The sequence below is a fragment of the Haoranjiania flava genome (assembly GCF_025631005.1).
GTDB lineage: Bacteria > Bacteroidota > Bacteroidia > Chitinophagales > Chitinophagaceae > Haoranjiania > Haoranjiania flava.
This window is the reverse complement of record NZ_JAOTPL010000031.1, coordinates 1-17,695: the sequence shown is the minus strand read 5'-3', so window position 1 is coordinate 17,695 and position 17,695 is coordinate 1. Positions and strand designations below refer to the sequence as shown.

Here is a 17,695-nt window from a genome sequence, read left to right as displayed (position 1 = left end):
TGACAATAATATGAATGATAAAACAGCTCACCTGGCTGAATCATTAAAAAGTTATAAAACAAAGAGATGAGCCGAGACCAACCGGAACAACAATCAAGAGCTAAAAACAAAAATCGCCTGAAGGCGATTAAACTTATATAAAGCCGGCAGCTTCCCTGCAAAATGTACAACATGCTGGTATTAGCGCCTTATGCAGGGCTTTACCGCAAAGTGCCAAAGCAGCACAAGATTACTATTTAAACCTTGTGCTGCCGTGGAATGCTGGTGTTGCTGGTGGTTAACTTTTTGCTATCTTCAGACACATGTTACTTCAAATAATCCAGAAAGTACTGGGCTATTTTTTTATTGAGATTTACCCTGTCCCTGCCCATCACATTGTGTTCATGTGCAGGATAAACAGCATAGTCAACCAGCACATTTGCATCTGTGGCTGCTTTCAGAAATGATAAACTGTTTTGCATTACCACAACAGGATCAACGTCGCCGTGTATCATCAGCAACCTGCCTTTCAGGTTCTTTGCATTCTTTATCAGGCTTGTTTTTGCATAGCCTTCGGGATTTTCCTGCGGCGTATCCATGTAGCGCTCGCCGTACATTACTTCGTAATACTTCCAGTCAATGACCGGGCCGCCCGCAACGCCCGCTTTAAAAACATCTGGGTAGTTTGTCATCAGGGATGTTGCCATAAAGCCTCCGTAGCTCCATCCGCTTACCCCGATGCGGTTTGCATCTACATAAGGCAGGGATTGCAGGTATTCAACGCCTTTGATCTGGTCTTTCATTTCTTCCTGCCCGTTCTGGCGATGGATCACACTTTCGAATTTAAAACCCCTGTGTGCAGAGCCGCGGTTATCTACCGTAAATACAATAAATCCTTTTTGTGCCAGGTAATAGTCAAACAATCCTGTGCCGCCAAGCCAGGAATTTGTCACCATTTGTGCATGCGGGCCTCCGTATACATAAACAATTACCGGGTATTTTTTTGAAGCATCAAAATCATGCGGTTTAATCATCCTGTAATACAGGTCTGTAGTACCATCGGCAGCTTTTATAGTGCCGGTTTGCATTTCACCCAAAGCATAGTTTTGCGCTGCAACCGGGTTCTTTGCAGTTAGGATGTTTTTAATGGTTTTTCCTGAAACGTCCAGCAGGTCTATATTTCGGGGAGTAGTATAGTTAGAGTAATTATCTGTAAAATATTTTTTATCGGGGCTTAGCGCTACCCTGTGCGTACCGGGTTGGCGGGTAAGCTTTGTTTCTTTGCCCGTCTTCATATTGTATTTATACAAATGCCTTTCCAGCGGACTGTCTTTGGTAGACATTACATAAAAATTTTCTTCCTTTTCATCAAAGCCAATAAAATCAGTAATGATAAAATCTCCTTTGGTTAATTGTTTCAGCAACTTCCCTGATGTGTTGTATAAATACAGATGTGTAAATCCGTCGCGCTCGCTGAACCATAAAAACTGGTCGGGTTTTGTTTTCATAAACACCATGTCGTTCTCGGGCTCTACCCATTTATCGTTGCGCTCTTCAAACAAAGTAGCCATGAAGGCTCCGGTGTTTGCATCGTATTTATTAAAGCGCATATGGTTCTGCGCGCGGTTGAGTTCTGCAATGTAAATAAACCTGTCAGACGGGTCCCAGCCGATGTGGGTGAGGTAATCGTTCTTGCCGCCGAAGGGTTTTATGTACATGGTTTTGCCGGTTTGCAAATTGTAGATGCCGAGGGTTACCTCCTCGCTCGTTTCGCCAGCCATCGGGTATTTGATAGTTTGTAATGCGGCAATACGTTTGGTAACATCTACCAGCGGGTAATCTGCCACCATCCTTTCATCTTTCCTATAGTATGCAATGGCATGGCCGCTATTTGACCAGAAAGTGCCTTTGTTGATGCCAAACTCCTGGCGGTGTACATAGTTGCTTGCGTTTACAATGCCTTTATCTGTATCATTGGTTACCTGTGATACTTTTCCATCAGCCTGCTTTACAAAAAGGTTATTGTCTATGGTATAGGCAATGCTCTTTGTCTTGGGATGAAAATCAAGATTGGCAGCATGCTTGTCATAATCAAGTTTGTGGGTTATTTTCCTGGTGTTGATGTTAAACATCACTTCATAGTTGTCAGTTGTAAACTTCAATACTTCGGGAGATTCCCAGCTATAGGTGTAGAAATATTTCAGGGAAGGTACTTTTTCATTTGCCAGCGGGCTGTTGATATCATTTACGGTGAGGATGGTTTGTTCTTTACCTGTGAGAATGTTGTGCTGTACCAGGTCTTTCAGATCTTTTACATAAGTAAAGTGTGTGTTATCCTGCCATTGCATGCCCGTTTTATCCTCAGGATTGAATTGCCTGCCTCTGCCAAGCGTTGCTTCTTCAAGGGTCATAAGCTTTTGCTGCGCAACAGCGGGAACGCTGCATATGATCAGCCAAAAAAATAAAAATAAATTTCTGTACATGGTTTATTGTGGTTTTAAAATCATTTGAATGTGTGGAATGCCGTCTTCAGGATAGATGTCGCCCAATGGTTCGAAGCCGATTTTTTGGTAGAAAGGAATGGCATAAACCTGTGCGCTGATTTGAATACTGTCTTTACCAAACAGCCTGTAGCACTCAGCTACAGCCTTTTCCATCAGCAATTTACCAAGGCCTTTTTTTCGATATTCTTTTGGATTTACTACCCGCCCTATAGAAATGCAATCATAAGAAATACCTTCCGGCAGCAGGCGCGCATAGCCCGCAAGTTCATCATGTGCATACATCATTAAATGCTGTGCTACCTTGTCTTTGTTGTCCATATCCTGGTAGGCACAATTTTGCTCTACTACAAAAACCTCGCAACGCAATTGTAAGATGTGGTACAACTCTTCACAGGAAAGTTCAATAAAAGATTTACAAACAAAGCTAACGTCCATTTTACAAATTTAATTTCCTCAACAGCATTCGCCAAAAATGATTGATTTTATTGTATTTGAAAAAAAATGTTTCTTATGTTTGCGTATTAAATTTTTCACTCATGTCAGCATGGTTATTACTCATCATCATTTTCATTTACTTCGGAATTTTATTATATGTTGCCTGGAGAACCGGCAAAGGCAGTAATAACGACAGTTTCTTCATCGGTAACCGCAACAGCAACTGGATGCTCGTAGCCTTCGGCATGATCGGTACGTCGCTCAGCGGGGTTACTTTTGTTAGTGTACCTGGCGCTGTAGGAAAAACCCCTAATCCCGACCAGTTTCACTATCTTCAGATCACTATCGGCTACCTGATTGGTTACCTGGTGATAGCTTATGTACTGCTGCCGCTCTATTACCGGTTAAAGCTTACATCTATTTACGGGTACCTGCAACACCGTTTCGGGCAGACCTCTTATAAAACCGGCGCCTCTATCTTTATTGTTTCCAGGCTGGTTGGCTCTACAGCAAGGCTTTACCTGGTGGTAAATATTCTGCAGTTCATTATCCTGGACAGGCTGGGCATTCCTTTCTGGATTACTACATTGATGATCATTATCATGATCATTCTTTACACCTATGAAGGCGGTGTAAAAACCATTGTGTGGACAGATACCTTGCAGACTACCTGTATGCTTGCCGGCCTGGTGATCTGTACATTCTATATTCTCAATCACATGGATCTCGGCTTCGGAGAAAGCCTGACCAAAATGTCGCAAAAAGGCTTAACGGAAGTGTTTGACATGAATCCCGACAATAAAACTTTCTTCCTGAAACAAATACTTGCAGGCGCTTTTATTACCATTACCATGACGGGCATAGACCAGGAAATGATGCAGAAAAGCCTTTCTGTAACCCGGTTGAAAGACTCACAAAAAAACATGGTAACCCTTGGCTTTATCATGCTGGGTGTGCTGGCCTTGTTCCTTTACATGGGCGGTTTGCTTCATTTGTACGGGGATGCCGAACATGTAGCTGCTACCGGCGATCTGCTGTTCCCCACCGTGGCTGTTGACCATATGCCTCCGTTTATCGGCATCATTTTTATCATTGCGCTGATCTCTGCTTTGTTTCCCAGCGCTGACGGCGCTATGACTGCGCTTACATCCTCTTTGTCTATTGATATATTCGGCCTGAAAAACAGGAACGACCTGGATGAAAAAGGTAAAGAAAGATTCCGCAAAAGAGTACACCTTAGCGTAGCGCTTACGTTCATCATCATGGTGCTGATCTTTAAATGGATCAATGACAACAGCATGATCGGGCTGATATTGAAGCTGGCAGGCTACACCTACGGACCATTGCTGGGCCTGTTTGCATTCGGTATTTTTACCAGGAGAAAAGTTAATGACAGACTTGTACCGTGGATATGCCTGCTGGCGCCGGCCCTTAGCTTCGTGGTAGACAAATACCAGCATTTTTTATTTGGTGATTTCCAGATCGGGCTTGAGCTGCTTATCCTTAACGGCCTGTTTACGTTCTCAGGCCTCTGGCTGATCTCTAAGAAATCAAACGGCGAACCTGAAGTGTCAACCATTGTAAACCCGTAGCATAAAACCTGTTTTAATGGAACTTGTAAATCCACTGGCTGAGCGGTATGCTGAAAGGTTTACTTCCCCCGAAGATGAACTGCTGGCAAGAATAAACCGCGAAACCTACGAGCAACATACACATCCGCACATGCTGAGCGGCCATGTGCAGGGAAGGTTTTTATCTTTTATCAGTAAAATAATGTCTCCTCAATATATTTTGGAGATAGGTACTTTTACCGGATATTCCGCATGCTGCCTTGCAGAAGGGCTTACTGAACATGGCGCATTGCATACAATTGAGATACGTGAAGAAGATGCAAAACTGGCTAATAGTTATTTTGCCGAGTCAGCATACCGAGATAAAATATATGTGCATAACGGGGATGCCCAAGAAATAATATCCACATTGCCCCATAAATGGGACATTGTGTTTATAGATGCTGATAAAATAAATTACCTTGCATACTATCGGTTAGTTTTACCTCGTTTAAGTGAGAGAGGGATTATCATTGCAGATAATGTATTGTTTCACGGCGACGTTTTAGCCGATGAAATAAAAGGTAAAAACGCCAAAGCTATTGATGAATTTAACCGGTTTGTACACAACCAGGCCGACACAGAAAATATTTTACTCACTATCAGAGACGGACTATTATTAATCAAAAAAAGATAACAATGAAGTTAATAAAATCGCTGGTTTTATTATTGTTATTAACGTCATACCAAACATTTGCTCAGCAACAGGACCCAAAGGTGAAGAAGTACATTGAAACGTACAAGCACATCGCCATGGTGGAGATGGCACGTACCGGTGTCCCGGCGTGCATTACGCTTGCACAGGGCATACTTGAATCGGCAGCGGGCGAAAGCGCACTGGCCACCAGGTCCAACAATCACTTCGGCATAAAATGTAAAACGGAATGGACGGGCGCCAAAACCTATCATGATGATGATGCCAAAGACGAATGCTTCAGGGTGTACAATAACGTGGAAGAATCCTTTATAGATCATTCCGATTTTTTAAAGAACAGGCCGTTTTATAAAGACCTGTTTACCCTTCAACTCAATGACTATAAAGGCTGGGCTTATGGCCTGAAAAAAGCGGGCTATGCTACCAATAAAAATTATCCTGCGCTGCTCATTAACCTGATTGAAAGATATGCGCTCTATGATTATTCCAGTGAAGTGATCGCTAACTATGACATGTACAGGACACTGGCGCTGAACAGGAGCATGAAAGCCGATGACTATCATGCACTGGCTAAAAATGCCGTAAAATCTGATAAGAAAGAATTCGTTGAAAAAGTAACAGTAGTTGCTGCTCCTGCTGTAACAGAGAAGAAAACTGAAAGCAGATACCCCGAAGGATTTTTTACCATTAACGGCTGCAAGGTATTTTACGCGCCGGAAGGCTTATCGCTATACGCATTTGCCACCAACAGGAAAATGTCTTACGCCCGCTTGCTGGCGCTCAACAACCTTACCAACGAGGATGTGCTCACCAAAGGCATGCTCGTTTACCTGGATAAAAGAAAAAGAAAAGGTGATAAGCAGGTACATGTAACCAGCCAGGGCGAAACCCTGAGAGATATTGCTTTACAGGAAGGCGTACGCCTTGAAAGCCTGGTGAAATACAATAAGATAAATGCAGACAGCCGTATTGCAGCGGGTCAGCAGGTTTATCTGCAAAAAAGAGCTTCGTCTAAAATTAATGTGCTAAATTAGCGCAAAATTTCAGTATGGAAGGCATTCAGGTACATGGTAAGAAATTTGTCCCCTTTATATTTGAAGAAGACATAAAGCAGAAAATAAAAGAAATAGCCGCGCGCATCAACCAGGATTATGCGGGCAAAAATCCTTTGTTCATAGCTATACTGAACGGCTCTTTCATGTTTGCCGCCGACCTGCTGAAAGAAATAGACATAGAAGCAGAGATAAGTTTTATTAAGCTTGCCTCTTACAAAGGCACCAAATCTTCGGGGCAGGTTTTAACCGCCATCGGTCTTGATACAGACCTGGTTGGCCGTGATGTGATCATCGTGGAAGACATTGTAGATACCGGTAAAACCCTGCACGCTTTTATTCCTCAACTGCAACACCAGAATCCAAGGTCCATCAGGCTTGTAACCATGCTGCACAAGAAAGAAGCCACTACCTTCCCTGTGCCGGTAGACTATGTATGTTTCGAAATCCCTGATAAGTTTGTGGTAGGCTACGGGCTGGATTACGATGCGCTGGGCCGCAACCACAAGCACCTGTACCAGTTGGAAGAATAATCTTACCGCTGTAAAACTTTCAGCATGAGACAGCGCTTACTTTTTACCTGCTTCATCTTTTTTATTATGCTGCAAAACGTGCCTGCCCAGGAAACTATTCCTTTATATGAAGGCAATGTTCCAAATAACCGGACGAATATACCCAACATTGAAAAAAGCGAAGTTGGTGATGACGCAATCACACGTGTGCATAATGTGTCTATTCCTACAATTTCCATTTACAAGCCCGAAGTACAGGATCCGCGGGGCATCAGCATAATAATATTCCCGGGAGGAGGTTACCATATCCTGTCCATAGACAAAGAAGGCTATGCAATAGCTAATGCATTAAATGAAATGGGCATTACAGCATTTGTTGTGAAATACCGGATGCCTTCTGAAACAAGCAATTTAAACCCGGCAATTGCGCCGCTCATGGATGCGCAAAGAGCCATTCAGTTGGCCAGGCAACATGCCGATGATTGGGGAATAGATCCTGCAAAAGTAGGTGTGCTGGGGTTTTCAGCCGGCGGACACTTAGCCGCAATGGCTGCTACTCTTTTTGACAAACCCGCTATTGAAAATAATAACCATGTAAACCTCCGGCCTGATTTCAGTGTGCTTGCCTACCCTGTTATCACTTTCGAGGAAAACTTTACCCATAAAGGTTCAAGAAAAAATTTATTGGGCAAAAAACACAGTGCAGAACAGGCAGCTTTATTCTCCGCAGAAAAAAATATTTCATCGTCCACTCCCCCAGCTTTTATATTTCATGCATTGGATGATGCTGCTGTACCTGTTGAAAATGCAATGATGTATTTCAATGCGCTTCGCCAATCCGGGGTAAAAAAATCAAAGTTGATCGTATACCCGGAAGGCGGCCATGGCTTTGGCTTACATCTACCCTCCCGAAATGAAAAATGGATCGAGCGCCTGCAAAGCTGGCTATCGGTTTTATACCCGTGATCCTCTGTTTTATTTTTATTGGATAAAGAATTTTTTAACAGTGCGAAATCACTGCAAGTCATTTATTTACATAACTTCATCTCCTGATTTTCAAACAATTAAAACTAAAAAATTATGAAACTAACTAAAATGTTGCCTGCGCTGATCCTGGCAGGAAGCCTCGTAGTGGCATTACCGGCATGTAAATCAAAAGTAGACGATACCGCTGTAAAAGCCAACGTAGAAAATGCTTTAACCTCTGCTCCCGGCGTTACGGTTGATGTAAAAGACGGCGTAGTAACCCTCAGCGGCGCTGTTGCCGACGATGCAACAAAAACCCAGGCTGAAAGTGCGGTAAACGCTTTAAAAACAGATGCTAAATCAGGCGTAAAAAGCGTGGTGAACAACATTACCGTTACCCCGCCTACAGTTGCCGTATCTCCTGATGCCACATTGCAAACCGGCGTGGCTACTGTTGTAAAAGATTTCCCCGGCGTAAACGCTACTGTTGCCAACGGAGTGATTACCGTTACAGGCAGCCTTGAAAAGGCAAGAGTGCAGACTTTAAAACAGGCCTTAGACGCCTTGAGCCCGCAAAGAACCGATATGAGCCAACTGAAAGTAAAATAATTATTTCAACACTAAAACTATATGATAATGGCATTACAGGAAAAATATAAAAGCCTGATAGATACTGCAAAAGCTTCAGGCATAGACGATCTGCAGGTAGCAGAACAGGGCGGTGTGTTGCACATCAACGGTACTGCACCCAACGCGGAAGTAAAGAACAGGCTGTGGGATATTTACGGCAGCATTGATCCGAATTTCCTTACAGGAGATGTGGTGATGAATGTAAAAGTAGCTACGGCAGTGGCAGGCAGCAAAGTACGTGTGGAAACCAATGAATCGAACCTGAACATCAGGAAAGGCCCGGGCACAGATCAGCCGGTTGTGGGCAAAGCAGCTAAAGGAGAGGTGATCACGCTGGTTGGCAAGGCCAATGACCAATGGTGGCTGGTGCGTACAAACGACGGTGAAGAAGGCTATAGCTATGCGCAATACCTGACACCTGTAGAATAAATCTATTCAATACAAAAGAGGCTGTCTCAAAAATCTGAGGCAGCCTCTTTTATTTGGTAAAGGATGATAAAATTTTGGTCGGGCCTTTTTTAAGCTTTTAGTTTAATTTTAATGAATTCCCAATGTTATACCTAAAAAGTATTATCTTCGTCCACAATCAAAATGATCCTATCTTAGGCTCTTCCTAAAATCATGTAATCCACGCTGTGGTTGAATCTATGGAAAATTAGGTGTAATAAAAACCCCAAAATCGCATAAAATATGCGCAAAATGGGTAATCAATATGTTACACAAATGTAATAAAACTTGTATTCACCCACCGGCAGCTCGCCAATTAGCAGCATTTTTATAATAAACCGTTAGGTCAGTTGTATCAGGCCATTCCTTTTGATGGGTTAGCTTCCGACATACCATTCCAAAACTCATACAACCGAAATGAAAACCTTTTACACCGTTGCCAATACCGTAAGAAATAACATGGAAAATATCCTGAATTTCTTCATTAACCGAAATACAAATGCAAATGCAGAATCCTTTATCTAAGATTCCGGAGGAATCCAATCTGTGTAGAATTTCAAATCATTGCCGGTGCGCTTCGCAGGAGCGCTATCTCACTGTATTCACAAAATCCTTAAAGCCTTTTCAAAAATAAGCAGCTCCTATAAAGATGACTATACCGCTCCTACGGAGCGGGAATAATTTACAACATTTTGCTACGCAGATTGTGCTCCTACGGAGCAAACAATTTTTATACAATAATTCCGGAAAAAATCAAACCGTGTAGCTCCTATAAAGATGACTATACCGCTCCTACGGAGCGGGACTAATTTACAACATTTTGCTACGCAGATTGTGCTCCTGCGGAGCAAACAATTTATATACAATAATTCCGGAGCAATTAAACCATGTAGCTCCTACAGAGATGATTATACCGCTCCTGTGGAGCGGAACTAATTTACAACATTTTCTACACAGATTATGCTCCTGCGGAGCAAACAATTTATATACAATAATTCCGGAAAAATCAAACCGTGTAGCTCCTATAAAGATAATTATACCGCTCCTACGGAGCGGGACTAATTTACAACATTTTGCTACGCAGATTATGCTCTTTCGGAGCAGAAATATAGCTTATAATTTCTCCAATTTTTCTATACAACAATGATTTTACGAGCACACCCTTTTATCTAAGATTCCGGAGGAATAGAATCTGTGTAGAATTTCAAAGCATTGTTGGCGCGCTCCGCAGGAGCGCTATCTCAATGTATTCACAAAACCCTTAAAGCCTTTTCAAAATAAGTGCGTCTTTCTTTTGTTGCTGCATTACATCCACTTCATTAAAACGCCTGCTATCAATTTCATTTTGTATCGATTCCCTTCTTAATCCACACGTAAAATTAATGACTGAAACTGTGCGGTTACAAATTATTGCCCCGTACGTAATTTGCTCGGGCCGATCATGTTTTGCGGATCAAGAATTTCATCTAACTTTTCCTGCGAAAGCAAATTATGCTCCAGCACCAGTTGATACACCCCTTTACCTGTTGCCAGGGCTTCTTTGGCTATTTTAGTGCTGTTTTTATATCCGATGTATGGATTGAGCGCTGTAACAATGCCAATGCTGTTCATGATCATACTGCGGCATACTTCCCGGTTAGCAGTAATACCGTTGATACATTTCTCAATGAGTGTATCGATGGCATTTTGCATCAGGATGATGGACTCCATAATAGACAGGCCCAGTACAGGCTCCATCACATTTAGCTGCAGCTGGCCGGCTTCTGCAGCGAATGTAACCGTAAGATCATTACCAATCACTTTAAAGCATACCTGGTTTACAACTTCCGGTATTACCGGGTTCACTTTGCCGGGCATAATGGAAGATCCCGGCTGCATAGCCGGCAGATTGATCTCGTTTAACCCCGCGCGCGGGCCTGAAGAAAGCAAACGCAGGTCATTGCAGATCTTTGAAAGCTTTACAGCCATTCTCTTCAGGGAAGAAGAATAAATCACATAAGCGCCTGTATCCGGGGTGGCCTCAACCAGGTTAGGCGCCGAAATAAACGGCTGTTGTGTTAGTGCAGCCAGGTTTTCTGCACAAAGCCTGGCATAGCCGGGTAAAGCATTTAAGCCTGTGCCAATAGCCGTTGCGCCCATATTGATCTCTAAAAACAAACGCGCATTACTGTTAAGCCTTGCCACCTCTTCTTCCATATTGGCAGCGAATGCCTCGAACTCCTGGCCTAACGACATTGGTACCGCATCCTGTAGCTGGGTTCTGCCCATTTTCAGTACGTCGGCAAACTCCTTCCCTTTGGCTCTGAATGCTTCTACCAGGCGCTTAACATACTTTACCAGCTCTGCGTTCATGTTGATAAATGCCAGCCTGATAGAGGTAGGATATGCATCGTTGGTTGATTGCGAAAGATTCACATGATCGTTAGGGGAGCAATACTGGTATTCTCCTTTTTCGTACCCCATGTGTTCCAATGCAATGTTGGCTATCACTTCATTTACGTTCATGTTTACTGAAGTACCTGCCCCGCCCTGTATCATATCTATGGGAAACTGGTCATGATACTTTCCTGCTATTAATTCTTTGCAGGCAAATGCTATTGCATTGTAGATTTTTTCTTCCAGCACGCCCAGTTCAAAATTTGTTTTGGCTGCAGCCAACTTTACCATGGCCAAAGAGTTGATGAAAACCGGGTAGCCGGACAATCTTGCGCCGGATATCTTAAAATTGTCAATGGCTCGCTGGGTTTGCACACCGTAATAAGCTGCTGCGGGTATTTGCAGCTCTCCCAGCAGGTCACTCTCTTTTCTATAGTTACTCATAATAGTATTTTTTGGTGAAAAAATTTTTTTAAAATGGTTTTATCCTGTAAATCATGCCTAAAGATACTCTGTTGGTGTTATGATCTTTAAAAATGTCGCTATTGTTTTGTTTCAGGGCATCGGCAAATGTGTATTTGCGGCCTACATATACCAGAAACAGTTTAAGGTCTTCTTCTTTAAACGGGCGATGCTCAATGCCGGCAAAATAGCCGTAAGCCTTCCTGAAATCTTTTCCAAAATTATCATCCTTGGGCAGCCCTGCAGTTTCGTACATGCCTTTTACAAAGAAATTCCATTTATCTGCAAAAGGAAGCTCTGCTTTGGCAATGAAAGTGTTGTAATCCACATCTTTAGCTACTGCATTTTTTTTGTAATACTGCGTAGTATAGCCGGTGGCTATCAGGCTCCTGTCCATATCATCATCAGAACGCATGTAATCAACAGCCAGTTTAAATGCAGGAAGGTTCAGCTTTGTACCTATCGCAATTTTTTGCGTATTGTATTTCTTAGCTTCGTGTTCTACACCGTAAGACCACCTGGTTTGCAGTTTATCATCCAGCATACTTCCGTTCCAGTTTACGATATAGGTCATCGGTGACCTTGCTGGCTCAATTCCTGAATTGATGAGCATTTCCGCGCCGTATTCATCTGCTATTCTATTGTTCCTGGTGTCAGTCACCTGCAGGTTTATCTCATGGTTTTTGGCAGGACGGAATATAAAATTCGCACCGAGCATAAAGTTATCCATGTACTCGATCATATCTGAATATTCATAGATGTCAATTGGGTTCAGGTCAAATTCAAAACCTCCCCAGGCCAGGCATTGTTTACCAAATATCATTGAGAACTTATCGCTGGCGTTATACCCTACGTACATCATGTCGGTAGCCTTAGCGAGATTGTCCAGAGACTGGGCATTGGTGGCTTTATTGAGCCTGTGGCGGAAGCGGTAAAATACGTTGTTTGTAAGATTGCCCCTGATCTCCAGGCGCAGCTGCCTTGCCTTAAACTCAGTAGTAGTTTCATCGTTGGCATTAACATCAAACCCTGCCTGCATATTGAAGTAAACGTTGAATTTATCTGTTTTACGCTGTATTGATTCCAGTTTCTCGTAAACAGATCTCAGGGAATCTTTTTCCCCCTGTGTGTAGTGAAAGTCAGGATTTTCCTGGGCAGCAGCCATTAAGGGAAGGCCGCATACTAAGCCTGTAATTATATTTTTTAAGCGCATAAATGGGTGTTTAAATGTATTAATCATAAAAATTTCGTTCAATAAAAAGCATAGGATTTCCGGCTCCGTTTTATGAGGAGTTTTTCAGAATGCAGGAACACAAAAAGAGCCGGGGCTAAATCACATTAATATTCGTTAAAGAATTCCTGTATCTTCTTCCAGTCTTTTGTTTGTGTAAGGGCCAGCATCAGCAGTACGCGCGCCTTTTGCGGGTTTAAAAACTGAGAGGCTACAAAATGATATTTGGCATCATCCACTTCTGCGTCCAGAGTAGTAGCGCCGGTAGGCACGCGGGAAGAGCGTACAAACTGTATGCCCTGGTTCTGTGCTTTAACTGCCAGGTCAAAGATATCTTTATACAAATTACCGTTACCTACGCCTGCACTTACAATACCGTCAAATTTAGCCTGCATAAATGCCTGCATTGGCAGGGCAGATGCATTGGAATAATTATAGACAATACCTACTTTAGGCAACTGGCTCAACCTGGTGACATCAAATACTGAATGAATGGTGTGTTTTTTCTCCGGCATATTGTTAAAAAACACTTTACCATTGTGAAGATATCCCAGTGTGCCGTAGTTCGGATCCTGGAAAGTCTGTACTCCTGTGGTATTTGTTTTAGTCACGTCTTTGGCGCTCAGCACAGCATCGTTCAGGCAAACCATTACGCCTCGGCCTTTAGAGTTTCTGTCAGCGGCAACCTGTACGGCATTGTAAAGGTTCAATGGCCCGTCTGCGCTCATTGCTGTGGCGGGGCGCATAGCTCCTACCAGTACCACAGGCTTGTCGCTCTTTACGGTGAGGTTCAGGAAGTAGGCTGTTTCTTCCATTGTGTCGGTGCCATGTGTAATTACTATACCGTCATACCCTTCTTTATTCAGCAGCTCATTGATCCTCTTGGCCAGCGTGAGCCATACTTTATCATTCATATCCTGCGAACCGATCTTTACAATCTGTTCTCCGGAAATGTCTGCATTGTCTTTGATCTGTGGCACAGCCTGTATAAGCTGGTAAATACCTAATTCGCCAGCAGTATAGTTGCTTTCGGTAGCAGACTTACTTACTCCGGCGATGGTGCCACCTGTAGCTAAAATCCTGATCCTGGGTTTCTGCGCCTGCACATTTATGGTGATGAGCAGGAGGAAAACGGTAAGTACAGATGTAATCTTTTTCATTGTTCTTTATTTTTTATATGGATGAATTAAATAAAACTAATTAGTAAATAACCTGTTGCCAGCGCCACTATGGTGGAGACAAAGCCTGGTATCTGGAATGAATGGTTCAATACATATTTACCAATCCTTGTGGTACCTGTCCTGTCGAAGTTAATGGCAGCTACTACAGTGGGATAATTGGGTATAAAAAAATAACCGTTCACCGCAGGATACATGGCCAGCAATGCCCAGGGCGATATGCCCAGCGCTATGCCCAGCGGGAACAAGGTGCGTACTGTTGCCGCCTGGCTGAATAAAAATATGGACATAACAAACAATGCCAGCGCAAACAAAATATCATATTTAGTGACAATGGCCTGTATACCTTCTTTGAAAAAAGCAAGGTTGCCCTGGAAAAACGTATCTCCCAGCCAGGCAATACCAAAAATGGCTACCAGCGCCTGTATACCGGCAAGAAATACATTGCCGTGTACCGCTTCGGCCACATTGGCTTTGGTGAAGATAAATATCAGCCCGGCTACGCTCATCATTACAATCTCAATTACTTCCGGCATACCCAGCTTTGTGGCTACGCCATCAATCATAAAAACAGGTCGCAGGCTTTCAACGGATCCGAACAGCACTACCATCACCACACCGGACAAGAACAGCAACGCAGACAGCTTAGCTTTTTTATTATTTTTAATAGCTGACCTCTGGTCGTTGTCTGCTATGGGTTTTATCAGGCCTTCTTTTACCCTGCGTATATACTCAGGATCTTTTTCCAGGTCTTTACCGATAAAATTAGATACTATAGCCCCGGCCAGCACGCCAATTAGAGTTGCCGGTATGCTGATCATCATAATATTTGCAAGAGTTATACCCTGCCCGCCCAACAGTGCAGGCGTAAGGAGCGCGGCAGTTGCCGCCGAAATGGGGCTGGCAGTGATAGCCTGCTGTGAAGCGATTACGGAAATAGCCAGCGGCCGCTCAGGGCGCACTTTACTCTTGGTGGCTATCTCGGAAATAATAGGCAAAAGAGAATAAGCAATATGCCCCGTGCCGGCCAGAAACGTAAAAATATAACAGACAAAAGGGCCCAGGAAAGTAATGGCCGACGGGTTGCTGCGTAATATGCGCTCCGCTATATATACCATGTAATCCAATCCTTTAGCAGCCTGTAGCGCCGCCGCTGCAGTAATTACCGCCAGTATCATCAGCATTACGTCAATAGGCGCCTCACCCGGTTTAATGCCGAAACCAAACACCAAAACCGCCAGGCCCATCATGCCAAAAATACCCAAACCGATACCTCCTACCCGGGCGCCGATGAAAATGGCTGCAAGCACTACTAAAAATTCCAGAAGAATGATTGTCATGTATCTTTATTTAAAGCAAAGGTAAATCGGATATTAACTAGATAAATATCTTGCATGCATTATCATCTTACAGATAAATGTGTACTTTTGTCGTCACCTGTGTGAAATGCATGGATGAATAAAGTGAAAAATTGTATATTCAAGGGTAAATAATTTATGGAGCAAATTTTAAAAGAACCTCTTTTTGAACTGTTAAACGCCAAAGAAAAGCTTATTGTACGTTCAAATTCCTCCCTGCTCACTTTTGACCATGATGAAACTATTTTTAAAAAACACGGCATTGCTCATTTTATTTACCTGGTAAAGAGAGGGTATATAAAGTTGGTTCATGAAGGTTTGTATGATATTGCTGTGAAAGGGGAATTTATCGGCCTTGATTATTTGTTTACACAATCCAGGTTCGATTTTTCTGCCATTGCGCTGAAAGATGCGGAAGTATTGCAGATCAATGCAGACGTATTCAGAAACCTGATGCCTAAAAATCCTAATTTCTTTGCAGGCATTTTCAACGAAACCAACAAACATTCGCGCAAAATTATCAGCAGGCTGCTGAATTACCGGAATAAAAATGTGCCGGCAGTACTGGCTCAATTTTTACTGGAATATTCTAAAGAAAACATTTTCTCTATAGGCCTTACCCGCAAAGAAATAGCTGAGCTCACCGGCTACTCGCGCGAGAACATTACCAATACCTTAAAGAGGCTGGCAAATGAGGGCTATCTTACTTTACATGACGATCGTATAGTGATTGCCGATGCACAACGGATGAAAAGATTATATGAGGTAGGTTGATGCTTCAGGCTTCTAAGTAAAAATGATTAACACTTCTCTATACTTAAATTACCTGTACCTTTACTGCACAATAATATTATTTTGTATATGAAGAAGCATATTGCAAACGGGTTTACCCTGCTGAATCTCCTTTTCGGCTGTATAGCTATTCTATACATTTTACACCCGCTCAAAACAACAGATGCTGCTGGTGACCAGTGGCAGCATTTGTCGCAACAGCTTTCTTACGCCTCGGTGTTTATTTTGCTCTCGGCTATTGTGGATTTTTTCGACGGCTTTGTGGCCAGGCTGCTCAACAGCGCTTCTGAAATGGGCAAGCAGCTTGATTCACTGGCCGATACGGTGAGCTTTGGTGTTGCGCCATCGCTTATCGTGTTTCGCTACCTGGAATTAATCCTTTCAGCTGATTTTGCCCCTTATACCGCTTTCCTGTATTCCATTCCCGCTTTCCTAATTGCCTGTGCGGGCGCTTACAGGCTGGCGCGTTTCAACATCAGCACGGCCAGCAGCGTAAACTTCCAGGGCGTGCCTATCCCGGCGGCAGGTATGCTCACGGCATCGTTCCCTTTTATTTTTATCAGCGGTAAGACCGGCTTGCTGTCAGGTGTGTTTTCATCGCAATGGTTTTGGTACGGTTATATTGTTGTGATCAGCTACCTGATGGTGTCTTCACTGCCTATGATGAGCCTGAAATCTAAAAGCATTTCTGTGAAAAAAGATTTCTGGAAAATATTGCTTGCTGTAGTGGCGGTGGTTGCAGCTTCCTTGTTTCAGTGGCTGGCGGTGCCGATTGTATTTATGAGCTATGTGATCCTTTCTGCGGTGATGCTGCCGCGCGAACAACATTAATGGTTTTAAAAAAAAGCTGACAAATCATTGCCTCGTAACCTTGCGTAACCCTTACGCCCTTTGGTTAAAAATTTTTTACCACAAAGATCAGAAACACCATGGGCACAAAGTTCTGAAAATCTTGGCGCCTTGGTGTATTCATGGCCATAATAGTGCTCTGAGTGCAAACCCTTGTGCACCTTGTGTTTCAGGTATTTTTAAACCACCATGTGCACAAAGAAGGCACAAAGTTCTCAAAATCTTTGTGACTCGGTGCATAAGAAGCTTATTAAAGTTTGAATAGCCGCTAACCTTGCGTTAAGCTGTCATAATAAATTCACCCATGAAATAGCCATAAGCAAGGTTGCATACCAACCGCGGATGAATAAAGGCTATTCCATGTGACCATAAAGAAAAATAAAAAATATACACATGAAATAATCATAAGCCAAGTTGCATACCAACCGGGAATGAATATGGAATCTAAAAAAATGGTTATTCCATGTGGCAAACAGAAAAAATTAAATATTAACAGATGAAATAACCATAAAGATTAGGAATCTATACCAATCGGAATGAATATGGAATCTAAAAAAATGGTTATTCCATGTGACAACTGAAAAACAAATAAATTATATACACATGAAATAGCCATAAGAATGCTGCATACCAACCGCGGATGAATAAGCTAATTCCAT

The 17,695-nt window shown here is 42.8% G+C and carries 15 protein-coding genes and 1 pseudogene; 10 read left to right on the top strand and 6 right to left on the bottom strand.

What is annotated here, in order from left to right; all coding sequences use genetic code 11:
- Positions 1-305 precede the first annotated feature (305 nt).
- Positions 306-2,462, bottom strand: a complete 2,157-nt coding sequence (locus OD355_RS13255) for a S9 family peptidase (protein ID WP_263038973.1) — start codon at positions 2,460-2,462, stop codon at positions 306-308.
- 3 nt (positions 2,463-2,465) lie between these two features.
- Positions 2,466-2,918: a GNAT family N-acetyltransferase gene (locus OD355_RS13250; protein ID WP_263038972.1), complete on the bottom strand. Its 453-nt coding sequence runs from the start codon at positions 2,916-2,918 to the stop codon at positions 2,466-2,468.
- A 101-nt stretch (positions 2,919-3,019) separates the two neighbouring features.
- Between OD355_RS13250 and OD355_RS13245 the strand changes: the two genes are divergently transcribed.
- The 8 genes and pseudogenes from OD355_RS13245 to OD355_RS13210 all read left to right on the top strand — a co-directional run.
- Positions 3,020-4,510 (top strand): sodium:solute symporter, encoded by a 1,491-nt coding sequence (locus tag OD355_RS13245; protein ID WP_263038971.1) that lies wholly within the window; start codon positions 3,020-3,022, stop codon positions 4,508-4,510.
- A gap of 16 nt (positions 4,511-4,526) precedes the next feature.
- Positions 4,527-5,165, top strand: coding sequence for an O-methyltransferase (locus OD355_RS13240; protein WP_263038970.1), 639 nt, complete (start codon positions 4,527-4,529; stop codon positions 5,163-5,165).
- A 2-nt stretch (positions 5,166-5,167) separates the two neighbouring features.
- The gene (locus OD355_RS13235) at positions 5,168-6,217 is read left to right on the top strand and encodes a glucosaminidase domain-containing protein (protein WP_263038969.1); all 1,050 of its coding nucleotides are present in this window, start codon (positions 5,168-5,170) and stop codon (positions 6,215-6,217) included.
- A 14-nt stretch (positions 6,218-6,231) separates the two neighbouring features.
- Positions 6,232-6,768 carry a hypoxanthine phosphoribosyltransferase gene (gene hpt, locus OD355_RS13230; RefSeq protein ID WP_263038968.1) on the top strand — a complete coding sequence of 179 codons (537 nt, stop codon included), beginning with the start codon at positions 6,232-6,234 and terminating at the stop codon, positions 6,766-6,768.
- Positions 6,769-6,792: 24 nt separating this feature from the next.
- On the top strand, positions 6,793-7,713 hold the full coding sequence (locus OD355_RS13225; protein WP_263038967.1) for an alpha/beta hydrolase: 921 nt from the start codon (positions 6,793-6,795) through the stop codon (positions 7,711-7,713).
- A 114-nt stretch (positions 7,714-7,827) separates the two neighbouring features.
- Positions 7,828-8,322 carry a BON domain-containing protein gene (locus OD355_RS13220; RefSeq protein WP_263038966.1) on the top strand — a complete coding sequence of 165 codons (495 nt, stop codon included), beginning with the start codon at positions 7,828-7,830 and terminating at the stop codon, positions 8,320-8,322.
- A gap of 27 nt (positions 8,323-8,349) precedes the next feature.
- Positions 8,350-8,772, top strand: coding sequence for an SH3 domain-containing protein (locus tag OD355_RS13215; protein WP_263038965.1), 423 nt, complete (start codon positions 8,350-8,352; stop codon positions 8,770-8,772).
- Between the two features lie 423 nt (positions 8,773-9,195).
- Positions 9,196-9,315, top strand: a pseudogene (locus OD355_RS13210) (ISAon1 family transposase); the annotation flags it as partial.
- A gap of 882 nt (positions 9,316-10,197) precedes the next feature.
- On the opposite strand, the gene aspA reads toward OD355_RS13210, so the two are convergent.
- From aspA to OD355_RS13190, 4 genes are all read right to left on the bottom strand, one after another.
- Positions 10,198-11,610 carry an aspartate ammonia-lyase gene (gene aspA / locus OD355_RS13205; protein ID WP_263038964.1) on the bottom strand — a complete coding sequence of 471 codons (1,413 nt, stop codon included), beginning with the start codon at positions 11,608-11,610 and terminating at the stop codon, positions 10,198-10,200.
- A 28-nt stretch (positions 11,611-11,638) separates the two neighbouring features.
- Entirely contained in the window at positions 11,639-12,841 is a 1,203-nt protein-coding gene (locus OD355_RS13200; RefSeq protein ID WP_263038963.1) for an OprO/OprP family phosphate-selective porin, read from the bottom strand.
- A 125-nt stretch (positions 12,842-12,966) separates the two neighbouring features.
- Positions 12,967-14,019 (bottom strand): L-asparaginase 2, encoded by a 1,053-nt coding sequence (gene ansB / locus OD355_RS13195; protein WP_263038962.1) that lies wholly within the window; start codon positions 14,017-14,019, stop codon positions 12,967-12,969.
- Between the two features lie 26 nt (positions 14,020-14,045).
- Complete coding sequence (locus OD355_RS13190; RefSeq protein WP_263038961.1) at positions 14,046-15,377, bottom strand: anaerobic C4-dicarboxylate transporter family protein; 1,332 nt, start codon at positions 15,375-15,377, stop codon at positions 14,046-14,048.
- A gap of 156 nt (positions 15,378-15,533) precedes the next feature.
- On the opposite strand from OD355_RS13190, the gene OD355_RS13185 reads away from it, so the two are divergent.
- Positions 15,534-16,169, top strand: a complete 636-nt coding sequence (locus tag OD355_RS13185; RefSeq protein ID WP_263038960.1) for a Crp/Fnr family transcriptional regulator — start codon at positions 15,534-15,536, stop codon at positions 16,167-16,169.
- Between the two features lie 87 nt (positions 16,170-16,256).
- Positions 16,257-17,018 carry a CDP-diacylglycerol--serine O-phosphatidyltransferase gene (gene pssA, locus OD355_RS13180; protein ID WP_263038959.1) on the top strand — a complete coding sequence of 254 codons (762 nt, stop codon included), beginning with the start codon at positions 16,257-16,259 and terminating at the stop codon, positions 17,016-17,018.
- The last annotated feature ends 677 nt before the right edge of the window (positions 17,019-17,695 follow it).